This window comes from Peterkaempfera griseoplana (genome assembly GCF_001418575.1).
GTDB classification, from domain to species: Bacteria; Actinomycetota; Actinomycetes; order Streptomycetales; family Streptomycetaceae; genus Peterkaempfera; species Peterkaempfera griseoplana.
In genome coordinates, this window is record NZ_LIQR01000296.1 from 1 (window position 1) to 15,126 (window position 15,126).

The 15,126-nt window shown below is 73.8% G+C and carries 17 protein-coding genes; 14 read left to right on the top strand and 3 right to left on the bottom strand.

Features of this window, described 5'->3' with window-relative positions; all coding sequences use genetic code 11:
* Positions 1 to 307 precede the first annotated feature (307 nt).
* From AOK09_RS40285 to AOK09_RS21850, 7 genes are read left to right on the top strand one after another with little or no spacing between them, the layout of a single operon-like run.
* Entirely contained in the window at positions 308 to 766 is a 459-nt protein-coding gene (locus AOK09_RS40285; RefSeq protein WP_055588917.1) for a hypothetical protein, read from the top strand.
* Positions 763 to 1,128, top strand: a complete 366-nt coding sequence (locus tag AOK09_RS40290) for an MrpF/PhaF family protein (RefSeq protein ID WP_055588918.1) — start codon at positions 763 to 765, stop codon at positions 1,126 to 1,128. Before AOK09_RS40285 ends, AOK09_RS40290 begins: the two co-directional genes overlap by 4 nt.
* Positions 1,121 to 1,414: a monovalent cation/H(+) antiporter subunit G gene (locus tag AOK09_RS21830; protein WP_055588919.1), complete on the top strand. Its 294-nt coding sequence runs from the start codon at positions 1,121 to 1,123 to the stop codon at positions 1,412 to 1,414. The genes AOK09_RS40290 and AOK09_RS21830 overlap by 8 nt, the downstream gene beginning before the upstream one ends.
* Positions 1,411 to 1,728: a hydrogenase subunit MbhD domain-containing protein gene (locus AOK09_RS21835; protein ID WP_079063300.1), complete on the top strand. Its 318-nt coding sequence runs from the start codon at positions 1,411 to 1,413 to the stop codon at positions 1,726 to 1,728. The genes AOK09_RS21830 and AOK09_RS21835 overlap by 4 nt, the downstream gene beginning before the upstream one ends.
* Positions 1,725 to 2,486: an MnhB domain-containing protein gene (locus AOK09_RS21840; RefSeq protein ID WP_055588920.1), complete on the top strand. Its 762-nt coding sequence runs from the start codon at positions 1,725 to 1,727 to the stop codon at positions 2,484 to 2,486. Before AOK09_RS21835 ends, AOK09_RS21840 begins: the two co-directional genes overlap by 4 nt.
* Positions 2,483 to 2,833, top strand: a complete 351-nt coding sequence (locus AOK09_RS21845) for an NADH-quinone oxidoreductase subunit K (RefSeq protein ID WP_055588921.1) — start codon at positions 2,483 to 2,485, stop codon at positions 2,831 to 2,833. The genes AOK09_RS21840 and AOK09_RS21845 overlap by 4 nt, the downstream gene beginning before the upstream one ends.
* A 5-nt stretch (positions 2,834 to 2,838) precedes the next feature.
* Positions 2,839 to 4,653: a complex I subunit 5 family protein gene (locus tag AOK09_RS21850; protein ID WP_055588922.1), complete on the top strand. Its 1,815-nt coding sequence runs from the start codon at positions 2,839 to 2,841 to the stop codon at positions 4,651 to 4,653.
* Positions 4,654 to 4,868: 215 nt separating this feature from the next.
* On the opposite strand, the gene AOK09_RS21855 is transcribed toward AOK09_RS21850, so the two are convergent.
* Complete coding sequence (locus AOK09_RS21855) at positions 4,869 to 5,381, bottom strand: hypothetical protein (RefSeq protein WP_055588923.1); 513 nt, start codon at positions 5,379 to 5,381, stop codon at positions 4,869 to 4,871.
* Positions 5,382 to 5,885: 504 nt separating this feature from the next.
* Between AOK09_RS21855 and AOK09_RS40835 the strand changes: the two genes are divergently transcribed.
* The 4 genes from AOK09_RS40835 (at position 5,886) to AOK09_RS21870 (ending at position 9,401) form a co-directional block, all read left to right on the top strand.
* On the top strand, positions 5,886 to 6,041 hold the full coding sequence (locus AOK09_RS40835; protein WP_169797055.1) for a DUF6131 family protein: 156 nt from the start codon (positions 5,886 to 5,888) through the stop codon (positions 6,039 to 6,041).
* A 226-nt stretch (positions 6,042 to 6,267) separates the two neighbouring features.
* The gene (locus AOK09_RS21860) at positions 6,268 to 6,726 is read left to right on the top strand and encodes an SRPBCC family protein (protein ID WP_055588924.1); all 459 of its coding nucleotides are present in this window, start codon (positions 6,268 to 6,270) and stop codon (positions 6,724 to 6,726) included.
* A gap of 125 nt (positions 6,727 to 6,851) precedes the next feature.
* Complete coding sequence (locus tag AOK09_RS21865) at positions 6,852 to 7,820, top strand: Rieske 2Fe-2S domain-containing protein (RefSeq protein ID WP_079063301.1); 969 nt, start codon at positions 6,852 to 6,854, stop codon at positions 7,818 to 7,820.
* A 240-nt stretch (positions 7,821 to 8,060) separates the two neighbouring features.
* Positions 8,061 to 9,401 carry a PP2C family protein-serine/threonine phosphatase gene (locus AOK09_RS21870; RefSeq protein WP_055588925.1) on the top strand — a complete coding sequence of 447 codons (1,341 nt, stop codon included), beginning with the start codon at positions 8,061 to 8,063 and terminating at the stop codon, positions 9,399 to 9,401.
* A gap of 185 nt (positions 9,402 to 9,586) precedes the next feature.
* Here AOK09_RS21870 and AOK09_RS21875 read toward each other — a convergent pair whose 3' ends face one another.
* Together AOK09_RS21875 and AOK09_RS21880 are read right to left on the bottom strand one after the other, a co-directional pair.
* The gene (locus AOK09_RS21875; protein WP_055588926.1) at positions 9,587 to 10,231 is read right to left on the bottom strand and encodes a dihydrofolate reductase family protein; all 645 of its coding nucleotides are present in this window, start codon (positions 10,229 to 10,231) and stop codon (positions 9,587 to 9,589) included.
* A 185-nt stretch (positions 10,232 to 10,416) separates the two neighbouring features.
* Complete coding sequence (locus tag AOK09_RS21880) at positions 10,417 to 11,298, bottom strand: alpha/beta fold hydrolase (RefSeq protein ID WP_055588927.1); 882 nt, start codon at positions 11,296 to 11,298, stop codon at positions 10,417 to 10,419.
* A gap of 169 nt (positions 11,299 to 11,467) precedes the next feature.
* Between AOK09_RS21880 and AOK09_RS21885 the strand changes: the two genes are divergently transcribed.
* The 3 genes from AOK09_RS21885 (at position 11,468) to AOK09_RS21895 (ending at position 14,939) form a co-directional block, all read left to right on the top strand.
* Complete coding sequence (locus tag AOK09_RS21885) at positions 11,468 to 13,477, top strand: AfsR/SARP family transcriptional regulator (RefSeq protein ID WP_055588928.1); 2,010 nt, start codon at positions 11,468 to 11,470, stop codon at positions 13,475 to 13,477.
* Between the two features lie 173 nt (positions 13,478 to 13,650).
* A complete protein-coding gene (locus AOK09_RS21890) occupies positions 13,651 to 14,301 on the top strand; it encodes a hypothetical protein (protein WP_157875985.1) in 651 nt (216 codons plus the stop codon).
* A 227-nt stretch (positions 14,302 to 14,528) separates the two neighbouring features.
* Complete coding sequence (locus AOK09_RS21895; RefSeq protein WP_055588930.1) at positions 14,529 to 14,939, top strand: hypothetical protein; 411 nt, start codon at positions 14,529 to 14,531, stop codon at positions 14,937 to 14,939.
* Positions 14,940 to 15,126 lie beyond the last annotated feature (187 nt).

The window sequence follows — 15,126 nt, forward strand, 5'->3', positions numbered from 1 at the left end:
CGGCGGGCGCAGGCCGGGCGGGGGGCGTCGGCGGCACGGCGGCATGGCCCGGTCACGGCGGGGCAGGTGCGCACGGTGAGCGAACCGAAGGGTGCGCTCCGGGTCGGCGGTCCGGCACCGGGCGGTGTCCGCGTGGTGGCTCAGGACCGGCGGTGGGCGCGTCCGGGCGGACGTCCGGCGCGTCGGAGGCGGCGTGGATCCGCACAGATCCGGTGGCCGCTGACAATGGGCGCGTCAGGCGTCCCCTTCGACCTGGGGAGAGGCAGGCGCTCGAAGAACTGCGGGTGGAAGGGAGCGTGCGTGCGACATGCGCGGGGCAGCCGTGGTGGAACTGGGCGGATGGCTGGGTGTGCTCACGGCGGTGACGGTGGTGGCGGTCAGCACGGTGACCCCCGCCGAACTGGTGGTGGCGGTGGCGGCGGCCGTCTGCGGAGCGGTGGCGGCCCGGACCGTACGACGGGCCGCCGGAGTGGTGGTGCCGGGCGGTACCCACCGCGCGGGCCGGGCGGCGGCCGTCCTTCCCTGGAGCATGGCGTCGGGGGTCTGGGTGCTTCTGCGAACGCTGGCCCGGCGTCACCGGCGGGGTGCCTTCCGGTCGGTGCGTCTGCCGGAGGGCACCGATCCGGCCTGGGCCGGGGTGGTCCTGGCGGCGTCGGCGGACACCTGTGTACTGGACGTCGCCGGCCGGTCCGACGTTCTGCTGCACACCCCGGCCGTCATGGAGAACTCCGCGGTGCGGGTGCTGACCGGGGACGAGGCACGGTGAACGCCTGGCTGTCCGCCGCGCTGGTGCTGCTGGCGGCCGCCGCCCCGCTGTGTCTGTGGGAGGCGCTGCACGGGAGCGCCGTACAGCGGCTGGCGGCGGTGTCGCTGCTGGGCACCGTGGCGGCTGCGGTCTTCCTCCTGCTGCCGCAGGGGTTCGCCCGTCCCGCCTATCAGGACGCCGCCCTGCTCACGGCCGTGCTCGCCCCGGCCGGGACCCTGGTCTTCGCCCGCTTCGTCGCCGACGCCGACCCGGGCTCCGGCTCCGGCTCCGAGCGTGGGCCCTCGGGGACGGACGGCACCGGCGGCGACGCCGCAGAGCCGCCGCCTCGGCCCACCCGCAGGAGAGGACACGGAAATGCCTGAGCACATCGTCGTCCTGGTACTCCTCTGGGCGGGCACCGGTCTCGTCCTGCTGTCCGCGGTGTCGCTGGCGCTGCTGCCCGACAGGTTCCAGCGCCTGCACGCGCTGGCACCCGCCGCCGGACTGGGGGTGCCGCTCATCGCGCTGGCGGTGGCCGTAGACCAGGGAGTGGGCCGTGCCGCGCTGAAGACGCTCCTCATCGGCGCACTGCTGGCGGTCGGCGGCACGGTCGGGACGATGGCCGTGGGCAAGGCGACCCTGGAGGCGGAAGGGCGGGACCGCAGGTGACCGATGTACTGATCGCCGTCGCCCTGGTGTTCGTCGTGGCCGCCTCGACCGGCGCGGTGCTGTGCCGGGAACCGGTGCGTCAGGCCGTGGTGCTGTCGGCGCTGGGGCTGGGACTCGCCCTGCTGTTCACCCTCCTCCAGGCGCCCGACGTGGCCCTGTCCCAGCTCGCGGTGGGCACGGCGCTCACTCCGCTGCTGATTCTGCTCACCACCCGCAAGCTCCGCCGGAGCACCGAGGAGGCCGGCGAGGACACCGCCCCCGGCAGCGCTGAGGACACCGGCACGCCCGACGGGGGCACCGGGAGCGGGGGGTGACGGCGCGCCTGCGGGTGTGGCTCTTCACCGTCGCGGCAGCGGTGGTGGGCGGCTTCTTCGTCGCCGCGTGCCGCAGGCTGCCGCCGTTCGGAACGGCGCGCCACCCGTACGGCGCGCGGGCGGTCACCGCGGCGCTGGCCCACCGCACGGCCAACGTCGTGTCGTCGGTCAACTTCGACCTGCGCGCCTTCGACACCCTGGGCGAGGAGTCGATCCTCTTCGGCGCGGTCCTCGGCACCGCGCTGCTGCTCCGGCCGGCCCGGGACGAGTCCCTGAGCCGTGCCCGCACGGAGCGGGTGCTGCCCACCACCAGGCTGTTCGGTGTGCTGCTGCTTCCGCTGGCCCTGGTGGTCGGCGTCTACATCGTCGCCCACGGCCAACTGAGCCCCGGCGGCGGCTTCCAGGGCGGCGTGGTCCTGGCCACCGCCCTCCATCTCGCCTACATCGCCGCCGACTACCGGGTGCTGGAGAAGGTCCGCCCCTCGGCCGCCTTCGACGTGGCCGACGGGATCTCCGCCGCCTCGTTCACCGTGATGGGCCTGGCGGGACTGGTGTCGGGCGGGGCCTTCCTGCAGAACTTCCTGCCGCTGGGCACCTTCAACCAGCTGGTCTCCGGCGGCCTGGTGCCGCTGCTCAACGCCGCGGTGGGGTTCGAGGTCGCCTCGGGCGTGATCGTGCTCGTCGCCCACTTCCTCGACCAGGCCCTGGAGGTCCACCCGTCCGCGCAGGCACCCCAGCCGGAGGAGCACCCGACATGAACGGCTTCCTTCCCTTCCTGGCAGCCGGCTGGATGCTGCTGGTGGCCCTGTACGGCATGGTGACCAGCCGCAACCTGGTCCATACGGTGGGCTGCCTGGCCGTCGCCCAGTCCTCCACCTATGTGATGCTGCTGGGCGCCGGGTACCGCCGCGGCGGCACCGCACCGGTCTTCAGCGACACCGCCCCGGGCAGCCGTCCCGTGGTCGACCCGGTCGTCCAGGCGCTGGCCCTGACCGATGTCGTGGTGGGGGCGACCGTCACGGCACTGCTGCTGGCCCTCACCCTGCAGCTGCGCAAACGGCACGGCACCGTCGACCCGCAGGCCCTCACCGGGCTGAAGGGCTGAGGTCCGTGCAGGCGTCGGCGCTGCTGCCGCTGGCGGTGGCCGTTCCGCTGCTCGGTGCGGCCCTGCTCGCCGTCATCGGCCGCCGGCTGCCCCGCGTCGGCTGCGACGTACTGGCCACGGCCACCGCCGGCGCCACGGTCTGCTGCCTCGTCCTGCTGCTCGGCGCCGGCGGCACCGGCCGCGCCACCGCCCATCTGGGCGGATGGCCCGCGGACATCGGCATCGTGCTGGTGGCCGACCCGGTCGGAGCCGGTCTGGCGCTGCTCGCCGCCGTCCTGGTCCTCGCCGTGATCGTCTACTCCTGGCGCTACTTCGACGAACCGTCAGGGCAGCACGCCGGGGTCTTCCCCGCCCTCATCCTGCTCTTCGAGGCCGGTATGACCGGCTTCGCCCTCACCGGCGATCTCTTCAACGCCTTTGTGTTCTTCGAACTCATGGGCACGGCCGCCTACGCCCTGACCGGTCACCACGTCGAGGACAGACGGCCCCTGCACGGCGCGCTCACCTTCGCGATCGTCAACTCCCTGGCGGCGTACTGCTCCCTGCTCGGCATCGCCATGCTCTACGCCCGGACCGGCCAGCTCAACCTCGCCCTGGCGGGCCGGAGTCTCGCCACCGGACACGGCGGAGTGCCGGTCACCGTCGCCTTCGTACTGATCTCCACCGCGCTGCTGGTGAAGGCTGCCGTGGTCCCCTTCCACTTCTGGCTGCCCGACGCGCACGCCGTCGCGCCGACCCCGGTGTGCATGCTGATGTCCGGGGTGATGGTGGAGCTCGGTGTCTACGGCACCGCGCGGGTGTACTGGACGGTCTTCGCCGGACCGGGCGGCGTCCCGCCGCACGCCTTCCGTACGGTGTTCACCGCGCTCGGCGTCATCACCGCCCTGGTGGGGGCGGTGATGTGCTGGCACCAGCGCCACCTCAAGCGTCTGCTGGCGTTCTCCACCATCAGCCACGTCGGGCTGTTCGTGACCGGTGTCGCGCTGCTCACCCCCGCAGGGGTGACGGGCACGGCCCTGTATGTGGCAGGACACGGCTGCGCCAAGGCCGCCCTCTTCGGCCTGACCGGCGTCCTGCTGGACCGCTACGGGTCCGTCGACGAGTACGGACTGCACGGCAGGGCGCGCGGTCTGCGGCTGGTCGGCGTGCTCTACGCCGTGGGCGGCCTGGCCCTCGCCGGGCTGCCACCGTTCGGGACGGGGCTGGGCAAGGCCGTCGCCGAGGAGGCCGCCGGCACCTGGCAGCCGTGGCTGCCGGCCGTCTTCGTCCTGGTGTCGGCCGTCACCGGGGCCGCGGTCCTGCGGGCCGCGGCGCGCGTCTTCCTGGGCGCCGGACCCCGGCCGCAGCCCCGCCCCCACGAACCGGAGACCACCGGCGAGGGCGAGGAGCCGGAGATCCGCTCCCCCCGGCGGGCCCTGCCGGCGACCATGCCCACGGTCTCGGCGCTGCTCCTGCTGCTCAGCCTGCTGGTGGGCACCGCACCGGGCCTGGCCGTGGCGCTCGGCCGCGGCGGTGAGCGCTTCACCGACCGTCAGGGGTACCTCGCCGCCGTCACCGGCACGGCAGAGCCCGCGCTGCGGGGCGCGGCCGAGCACACATGGACCGGCAGCGGCATCGCGCTCGGGCTCCTGTCCGCGGCACTGGCCTGCCTCCTGGCGGCCGCCGCGGTCCGGCTGCGCGCCCCGGCGGGCTTCAGCCGGGTGGTCGCATCGGCCGTCACACCCCTGCGCCGGCTGCACTCCGGGCTGGTCGGGGACTATGTCGCCTGGCTGACCGTCGGGGTGGCCGCGCTCTGCGCGGCGTTCGCGGCGCTGCGCTGAGGCGGCCGCGCCGCCGTGGGGCGCTCCAGGGGCGGCCGCCACCGGCCGGTCGCCGCGCCCCACATCCTGCCGTCGCGCGCGGCCACGGGCACGCGGCACGCGGCACAACGGCTCCGACGGCTCCAACGGCTCCGCGAGGCGAGCACCGCCCCGGCAGCGGTGCGGCCCGCGCCTGCCCGGCCCTGCGGACCGGCGGCCGCCGCAGCGGCCGGACGTCACCCCGCGGCCGAGGGGAAGACCCGCGCCGCTGCCTGCCTCCGCAGATCCTCCAGGAGCTGCCACTGCCCCTGTCCCCGCTGCTCCAGGGCCTCGAGCCGGTGGGAGGCGATCCGCAGATCGCCCTCCGCCCAGGTGCGCAGCGCGCGCCAGGCCAGCAGCTTGCCCTGGATGCCCAGCGCCATCGCCTCCAGTTCCAGGTAGGTGCTGAGCGGGGAGCGGCGCGCGACCCGTCCGTTGAGCTTCAGCCTGGCGACCTTCTCACCGGCCCAGCCGAGCATGATCTTGTACCGTCGCACCGGCAGATTGAGCGTCCGCAGCAGTTCCAGGAGCACCGACCGGTCCTCCGCGACCTCGGTGGCGAGGCGGCGCAGCGCCGCCCCCGACGGTGCGTCGCGGTGCTGCCGGGCCAGTCTGCGGGCCAGTTCGACTCCGCCGCTGGCCCCGGCGAGATGGTCGTTGAGATAGATGCCGAGCAGTGCGGTGCCTGTGCTGCGCGTGGTGGTGTCCATGGTGTCCTCCCTTCAGCCGGCGGGGTTCCCGGGGCGATGGCCGCGCCCGGTCCCGTGCCGTACGGATCCCTGCCCCGGGACGCGTGCCGCGCGCCCCCGGACCGGGCGCCGGCTCCGGACGGGCGCGAACGACCGCCGGGCGCGAACGACCGCCGGGCGTGCCAAGGGAAAGGCCCGCGACGGCCGGCCGTCGAGGAAGGTCCCCCTCCCCCGGGTGTGCGCGCCGGGTGCGGTTCACGGTCCCTGCCGGCGTCCGGGCCGCAACGGACCTCACCCTACGTGCGAGTGCTGCGCCCCGCCCGCCGGGCAGCCGCACGGTGCACGGGGGCACCGCGCCGGAGCGGAGCGCGCTCCATGGGACGGCAGGGCGGGGCCACCCCGGCCTGCCGTCCCGGCCGGGCGTCACGGGGCGGCGACGCGGAATACACCGCAGACGCCGTGTATCCCCCGGGGGACAGGGCAGGAGCACGACGAGGGTTTCTCTCACGCAATCGGAGATCAGTCATGATTGCCCTGGGCATCATCCTTCTCATCATCGGATTCATTTTCGGAATCTCCATCCTGTGGACCATCGGGATCATTCTTCTCGTCATCGGGGCGATCCTGTGGATCCTCGGGGCGATGGGACACGCGGTCGGCGGCCGGCGTCACTACTGGTAGCTTCCGCACTACCCGACGCAATGACGCGCTGCGTTACGGAGACGGATTCCCGACGGCGCAGGTTTGAGCCCGGAAGGCCTGGCAAGGCGCCTGGGCGCGCACCGGGGAAAGATTCTCGCCGAGACGGCGCGGTCGCGCCGAGCAGACGGCCCCCTGGTGACAACAGACCGTACCGCCGGATTCGGCCGTAGGCGGATTCCGCTGGACCACATTCAGGAGGTGCCTTTTGAGTAAGATTCAGAAGTCGATCGACGTCGACGTCCCGCTGCACAGCGTCTACAACCAGTGGACGCAGTTCGAGGACTTCCCGAGCTTCATGGAGGGCGTCGAGGAGGTGACCCAGATCGACGAGCGTCACAACCACTGGCGCACCAACGCCGCCGGGATGTCACGCGAGTTCGAGACCGAGATCGTGGACCAGTTGCCCGACGAGCGCGTCGCCTGGCGCACCGTCGGCGGTGAGGTCCAGCAGATGGGTGTCGTCACCTTCCAGAAGCTCGACGAGAACCACACCCGGGTGAACCTGGTCATCGACTTCGAACCCGGGGGCATCACCGAGAAGGCCGGGGACATGCTGGGGATCGTCGACCGCAGGGTGAAGGGCGACCTGAGCCGGTTCAAGGGCTTCATCGAGGCCCGCGGCAACGAGACGGGCGGCTGGCGGGGCCGGATCTCCCCGAGCTAGCCCCCCGGGGCCGGTGCCTTGGGGCGCCGGTCCCGGCGCGCATATGGGCCGGCCGGCCCATACCTGTGCCATGTCGGCCCGAGCCGGCGGGTTTGCTTCAGGGCCGCGTGGAAACCCGCCCTGCCATGCGACACGGAGAGACCACCGCCAAGAACCCGGCCACCCTGGCGTCGGCCGACGGCCATCACCCCGTCCCGACCGAGCGCCTGCTGGGCGCCGTCGACGGTCTGGAACGGCAGAGCGTCCTGGATGCGGCGGTCGAACCGCTGCAACGTCTGGTGCGCGCCCTCCCCCTGGGCCGCGGCCGCGACCTGCTGCGCGGGCTGTGGCTGGGCCATCCGCTGCATCCGGCGCTGGTCCAGCTTCCCATCGGTGCCTGGACGTCCGCCGCCGTACTGGATCTGATGCCCGGAGAGAGCCGGGCGGCCCGGCGCCTGGTGGCGCTGGGGCTCGCCGGTGCGCTGCCCGCGGCTGCGGCGGGCTGGGTGGACTGGGCGGAGCAGCACCGGCAGCAGCAACGGGTGGGGCTGGTGCACGCGGCCGCCAATGCCGCGGCCGTGGCGCTCTACACCGGTTCCCTCACCGCGCGCCGCCGCGGCCGCGGGCTGACCGGCCGGGCCCTGGGCTTCGCCGGGCTGGCCATGGCGACCGGCGGCGGGATCCTGGGCGGCCATCTGGCGTACCGGCAGGCCGTCGGGGCCAACCACGCCGAGGACGTCGCCCACCTGGTGGAGCCGGGGTGGCACGTCCTGGGGCGGCTCGGCGAGTTCCCCGAAGGCCGTGCCGTACGCAGGGTGGTGGACGAGATCCCGGTGCTGGTGGTGCGGGACGGCGGGACGGCCCATGTACTGGCCGACCGCTGCAGCCATCTGTCCGGTCCGCTGTCCGAGGGGAGGATCGCCGACGGCTGTGTGGAGTGTCCCTGGCACGGCAGCGTCTTCCGGCTCTCCGACGGCGCCAACGTCCGCGGACCCGCCACCGCCCGGCAGCCCGCCTTCGAGACGCGTGTGACCATGGACCGCCTGGAGATCCGGCTGCCTGACGCCACCCATCATCTGCGCCCCAGTCCCATGACCGCCGGGGCAGGCGGCTGAGCGCGCTCTCGGCGGCCCCGGCCGGGTGGCCGCACGCAGCGGCGGCCGGCTGGGCCGGGGGATGCCACCCGGAGCGGTGTGCACACTCTGCCCTGGGGACACCGGGGACACCGTCCCCGGTGCGGAGGGGGGAGCAAGACAGTGGTTCCCGCGCTGCGTGCACCCGCTCCGGTTCCGCGTCCGGGTGGTCGTGGGCGCCCGGGGGTCGTGACCGGCCCCCCGGGGGGCAGTCATCAAGGGGTGGACCCGTTCGAGGTGGATGCGGTACTGCAGCGCGGGCTGGAACGGCTGACGCTGCTGACCGAGGTGACCATGGCGCTGTCCGGCACGCTGGACGCGCGGGAGGGCCTGCGACGGGTGTGCCGCATCCTGGTCCCGCAACTCGCGGACTGGTGCGCGGTGGACCTCATGGAGGAGACCGGCCGGCCCTACCGTGTGTGCGTCACCCACCGGCAGCCCTCCGTACTGCCCCGGGGCGGGCTGGCAGGTCCGCTGCCGCCACCGCCGTCCTCGCCCACCGGTCCGCTGTCCCGGGTGCTCGCCGGCGCGGGGCCGCTCCTGGTGCACCCGTCCGACATGCCACCGCCCGAGGAGGCCAGGGATCCGCTGCATGCGCGGGACCTGGAGCTGTACGCGCGGCTGGGCGGACACAGCCTGGTGGTGGCACCGCTGCGGGTGCGCAGGCAGACCCTGGGGGCGCTGACCGTCGCCCGCTGCGGCGACCGCGAGCCACTGGGCCCGATGGATCTGACCCTGGTGGAGGACCTGACCCACCGGATCGCGCTGGCCGTGGACAACGCCCGGCTGCACAGCGAGACCTCGCACATCGCCGAGCGCCTCCAGCGCTCGCTGCTCCCCGACCTCCCGCGCAAGGAGCACCTGCAGATCTCCGCCCGCTACCAGCCGTCCCGCGCCTCCGCGGAGGTCGGCGGCGACTGGTACGACTCCTTCACCCTCCCCAACAGCGACACCACACTGATCATCGGTGACGTCAGCGGCCACGACCTGCGGGCCGCCGTCACCATGAGCCAGCTGCGCAACATGCTCCGCGGCATCGCCTGCGACCGACAGGAGCCACCCGGCGTCATCCTGCACCGCCTGGACCTCGCCCACGTCACCCTTGACGCGCAGGCCGCCACGACTGACGCACAGGCCACCGCGACCTGTGTCTACGCCCTGCTCAAAGGTCCCCCGGGAGGCCCCTGGGACCTGCACTGGGCCAGCGCCGGGCATCTGCCGCCCCTGCTGATCACCCCCGGCGGGGACACCCGCTACCTGGAGGAGGCCCACGGCCTCCTCCTCGGAGTCGACCCGCAGTCCCCACGCTCCAGCGCCGCGACTCCGCTGCCGACCGGCTGCACGGTGCTGCTCTACACCGACGGCCTGATCGAACGCCGGGGCGAGTCCCTCGACCAGGGTCTGACCCGGCTGCGCCGGCATGCCGCCGCCTTCGCCCGCGAACCCGTCGACGTGATGTGCGACGGGCTCGTCGCCGCCCTGGCCGCCGAGGCGGCCGACGACGTGGCCCTGCTGGCAGTACGGCTGCTGCCCACCGGCACCCACGACGCCGCCCTGCCGTGACCGGAACCCCCTCGGCAGGGCAGGCGGGGGTTCCCCGGCCTGCCCTGCACCCGGAAGGGGGCCGAGGTCTGCGATGGTCGCGGCTGTGCGCCGCCGTCCCGCTCGGCGGCCGCCCCGCCGCTGCGCGACCGGCTGCGCGCCTCCTGGTGGGCCCTGGGGTCGGCCCCGCGTCACCGGCCCCGGCGTCACTTCCGCCAGAACAGGTGGTGCGTCACCCCGCTGGGGCTGGGCACCACATCGAGGTGGAACCGGTCGCGCAGCTCGTCGGGTGACTCCCAGAGCCGCAGTCCGGACCCGAGTTCCACCGGGGAGACCGCCACATGCATGGTGTCGACGAGGTCCGCGTCCAGGAACTGCCGGATGGTGCCGACCCCGCCGCCGAGGCGGACGTCCTTGCCCTGGGCGGCCTCCCGCGCCCGTTCCAGGATCTCCGCCGGCTTCCCCTCCACGAAGTGGAACGTGGTGTCGGAGAGCGTGAACGAGGGGCGCTCGTGGTGGGTCATGACGAACACCGGGGTGTGGAACGGGGGCTCCTCCCCCCACCAGCCGCGCCACTCGTGGTCGCGCCAGGGCCCACGCTGGGGCCCGAACTTGTTGCGGCCCATGATCTCGGCGCCGATGTTGTGCCAGAAGTCCCTCGTGAGGTAGTCGTCGAGGCCCCGGCTGCCCCCGGCCTCGGTACGCCCGGGCCAGCTGGCCGTGGCACCGGCCCAGGAGAACAGCATCCCCGGATCGACCTCGCCGAACGGCCGCTCCAGGCTCTGGCTCTCACCCGCGCCGATTCCGTCGCTGGAGACGTTGAAGTTCTGGACCTTCAGCAGCTGGGTCACTTGCTCCTCCTCTGGACGTGGACATCGTCGATAGGACTCTCCGGGCCGGAGAAACTCATCGCCACGTCCGTGCCCGATCTCTCCGTTCCGGCCCCCGGGGCCCGGCCCGTCGGCCGGGGCGCGCGGAGGGCCGACACAGACGGGGTCGCAGGGCCCGCCGGGTGACCGGCGGGGCCGGGGAGAGGTCAGCGGGCGAGCAGGTCCCGCAGGGCCTCGATGACGGCGCCGGGATCCTCCTCGGCCATGAAGTGACCGCAGTCGACGGCACTGTGCCGCAGACCGGGGGCCCAGGCGCGCCACAGCGCGGACGCGTCGTAGCCGAGGACGGCACCCCAGTCCTGCTGGAGGACGGTGACCGGCATGCGCAGCCGGTTGCCCGCGTCCCGGTCGGCCCGGTCGTGCTCCACGTCGACGGTGGCGGAGGCCCGGTAGTCGGCCACGATCGAGGGCACCGCCGCTCGGCAGGCGTCCAGGTAGGCGGCCCGGACATCGGCGGGGACGGCCTGGGGGTTCCGGGCCCAGACGTCGAGGAAGTGGCCGAAGAAGGCGTCCGGGCTCGCCGCGATCATCTGCTCGGGCAGCCCAGGGGGCTGGGCCATGAGGTAGAGGTGGAAGCCGACGGCGGCGGTCGTCCCGTGCATCACCTGCCACATGTCCAGGGTGGGCAGCACGTCCAGGCAGGCCAGATGGGTGATCGTCCCGGGGTGGTCGAGGCCGGCGCGGAAGGCCACCAGGGCGCCACGGTCGTGGCCCGCCAGAGCGAAGCGGTCATGGCCGAGGGCACGGGCCAGGGCCACGACGTCGGCGGCCATGGTCCGCTTGGCGTACGCGGTGCCGTCGGCCGCCTCGGCGGGTTTGTCGCTGTCGCCGTAGCCGCGCAGATCGGGGCAGATGACGGTGTGGTCGGCCGCGAGGTCGGCGGCCACGTGCCGCCACATCAGATGGGTCTGCGGAAAGCCGTGCAGCAGCACGATCGGGCTGCCGCTGCCTGCGACGGCCGCATTGAGGGCGACGCCGTCGGCGACGGGTACGCGCTGGTAGTCGAAGCCGGGGATGGTGGGTGCCATGGGGAGCCGTTCTCCTTGACTCGGGGCTCGGGACTCGGGACCCGCCGTTCGGGGCCCCGGACCGGGGGGTGCACGCCGGGTGGCGGACGTCCCCGAGCCTGCCGCCCGCCGATCAGCAGCTGATCAGCGCCTATCGTGGGGCGGCGGGAGAGCCGGGAGGTGCGAGGAGATGGAGCAGGTCACGTTCGGCGTGCTCGGACCGGTGGTGGCCTGGGACGGCGGCGGCGACCTCCTGGCGCTGAAGGGACCGCGGCACCGGGCGGTGCTCGCCCGGCTGATCACCGCCCGTCGTCGGGTGGTCCCCCTTCCCCGCCTGGTGGCGGACCTGTGGGTCGAGCCGCCGCGAGGTGCGGCCGGCGCCGTGCAGACCTTCGTCGCCGATCTGCGCCGCGCCCTGGAACCGCACCGGCCCCCGAGGACCCCTGCCCGGCTGCTGGTCACGGAGGGCCCCGGCTATGCGCTGCGCGCGGAGCCCGACACCGTCGACGCCTGGCGGTTCGAGACCGCCGTGAGTGACGTCGCGCAGCTGCCACCCGCCCAGGTGGTGGAGCGGCTGCGGGAGGCTCTGGGCTGGTGGCGGGGACCTGCGTACGCCGAGTTCGCCCAGGAGGAGTGGGCCCGCGGCGAGTGCTCCCGACTGGCCGAGCTGCGGCTGCTGGCGGTGGAGCGCCGGGCGCAGGCCCGGCTGGACCTCGGGCTGGCCTCCGAGGCGGTGCCGGACCTGGACGCCCACCTGGTCGAACACCCCTGGCGCGAGGACGCATGGCGGCTGCTGGCACTCGCGCTGTACCGCACCGGCCGCCAGGGCGACGCCCTCGCGGTACTGCGGCGGGCCCGGACGACCCTGGCCGACCAGCTGGGGCTGGACCCCGGCCCGCAGTTGCGCCGCCTGGAGGCGGACATCCTCGCCCACAGCCCGCTCCTCGACACGCCACCCGGCCCGGTGTCCACGACGGCCCGGGTGTGGGAGCAGGCCGCGTCGGCATACGACCGTACGGTCGCCGCCGGGGCCCGGGCCCGGCTGGAATCCACGGTCGGCCTGCTGCGGAACCTCGCGGTGACCGGGGGCGGCGGCCTCGAGGCGGCCCGGGAGCACCGCCTCGCGGCGATCACCGCGGCGGAGGAGTTCGGCGACCCCGACCTGACCGCCCGGGTGATCGGTGCCTACGACGTGCCCGCCGTCTGGACCCGGAGCGACGACGCACAGCAGGCCCGGCGGATCGTGGCCGCAGCGGAACGCACCCTGGCCACCCTGCCGGCCCGCCCGTCGCACGACGCGGCACGGTGCCGCCTGCTGGCCACGATCGCGCTGGAGATGCGCGGCTCCCGCTCCCCGCGCGGACCGCGGGCGGCACGCGAGGCGGAGGAGATCGCCCGCCGACTGGACGACCCGGCGCTGCTGGTGTTCGCCCTCAACGGAGTGTTCATGCAGTCGTGCACCCGGGCGGGCCTGGCACCGCAGCGTGACGCCATCGGGGCGGAACTCGTCGCGGTGGCCGCCCGGCACGGACTGGTGACGTTCGAGGTGCTCGGGCACCTCGTCCGGGTACAGGCCCGCAGCGCGCTCGCCGACTTCGCGGCCGCCGACGAACACGCCGCCGCGGCGGACCGGCTGGCAGAACGTCATGAGCTACCGCTGGCGGGCGTCTTCACCGACTGGTACCGGGCGCTGAAGCAGGCGGCAGCCGGGAGAACGGCGCAGGCCGAGGCCGCCTACCGGGCCGCCGCCGCACGGCTGGAGGGATCCGGTATGCCCGGGGTCGAGCAGGGCCTGCTCCCCCTGGCGCTGCTGTCCCTGCGCCTCACCGAGGGCACCCCGTCCGCGCTCCGCGCCGCCCAGCGGATGGATCCGGCGGACGACTGGGGCCCGTACCGTCCCTGGGGCGAGCTCTTCTCCCTGCTCCGCAGCGGCCGCCGCGCCGACGTCCGCGCAGCGCTGCATGCCCTGCCGGAGCCGCCGGCGGACCTGCTGTACGAGGCGCTGTCCTGTCTGCAGGCCGCGGTCGCCCTGGAGGTCGGCGACCAGGCCGCGCTGGCGCAGGCCCGCACCCGGTTGCTGCCCGCCGCGGGTCAACTGGCGGGCGCGGGCAGCGGCCTGGTCACCCTGGGCCCCGTCGACCGCTGGCTCGCGGCCGTCACCGCTGCGCTGGGCCGGCGCCCGTCAGGGTCTCCGTCCTGATCCGGGGTGCGCTGTGACCGGGGGACGTTCTCCTGCCCGGGCTGCTCACCCGCTCGACGCGCGGCGGGGCCTGCCTTCCGGGCCTGATTTGCAACCTGATCTGCAACCTCCGGAACACCGTCCGGCGTCGGCACCACAGGAAGGCACTGGCTGAACCACAGGGGGACGGCACCGTGAAGAGACTGTTCGCATGCTCGTTGGCCGGCACGGTGCTGCTCTCCGCGGCCGCCTGCACCGATGACGGCCGGTCATCCGGGGCGAGGACACCACCCCGGGTCACGGCGTCCGGCTCCGCCTCGCCACGTCCCTCGGCGACGACCCGGGAGGACGTGGCCGAGACCGCGCGGACCCAGCTCCTGGGGACGCTGTCCGCGAAGGATCTGCCGGGTCCGGCGGGGATGACCACCGCGGCCGTCGCGCAGCGCAGCGCAGTGTTCGTCTGGAGGACCGGTGACCGGCGCCTCTGCGCCGCCTATGCGGGGTCGGGCTTCCATGTACAGAGCTGCCTGCCGGCTGCCGGGGTTCCCCCCGTCGCCACCCGTCCCGCGCTGGTACCCGTCCTCACCCTGGACGGAGAGGCCGAGTACCACGTCATCGGCGCCGACCACGAGACGATCGTGTCGGTGACGTGCAATGGAACGCCCCTGCGGATGCATCGGCTGCCCCGTGCCCTCGACACCGGACGGGCGCTCTACGTCTTCGAGGTCCCCCTGCAGAGCGTGGGACGGGTCACGGTGACGGTCGACCGTGCGCACACCGTCACCGCCGAACATGCGGACCTGATCTTCACGCACCATGTCCAGGGCCGTCCGGTCTGCCGCTGACCCGACGCGGATCGGGGGCGAACGCACGGCTGGTCTGACGTTGACCTGACGCTTCCCTGTCGTTTCGGAAGGACGGCGCGGGCACCGCGGCAGCGCCTGTGAGACTCGTCGCATCCGGCTGACGGGCAGTGATGCGGAGCGATTTCGGCACTGCGGTTTCGGCACTGCGGAATCGGCTCTGCCTGCGCGCCGGAGAGTTCTGGTCGTCAATCCACGAGGGAGCGGACATGAAGTTCGGGATCGGGCGCCGGGTCGCCATGCTGGTGAGCGCGGCGGCGCTGGCGGCGGGTGGGGTGGGGCTGTCGGCCGGCAGCTCGTCGGCGGCGGCTGACACTCTGGTCTGGCTGACGACGGACCACGGCGTCGGGCTCTACATCCAGCCGAACGTCACGGGAGGGAAGGACCTTCGCGCACCGGACCTCTTCAAGAAGAACTACGACGCGGTCGTGGTGCACTGCTGGACCGTCGGCCAGTACCTCGACAACGGTGACGTCTGGTACAAGGTCAACGAGGAGTGGTACGGGTCCGGCGGGATCGACGGCACCAGCGGTGACGACGAGTGGTACGTGGACTATGTCTATGGTGGCTACGTCGACGGGAACGCCGCATTCCACAGCGGCACCATTCCCCGTTGCTGACACATATCGTCCTCTCCCCTCGCACAGCGGGTGACACCGCAGGCCCCCGGTCCGCGAGCGCGGACCGGGACTCGGTGGCGGCCGGCAGATGCGGCGGTCCCGGGCCCTTGCCTCCCATGACCGCGACGCGCACGCGTACGGGGACGGGGCGGGTCTCGTATACACATCTGACGCCGCCGACGAATAG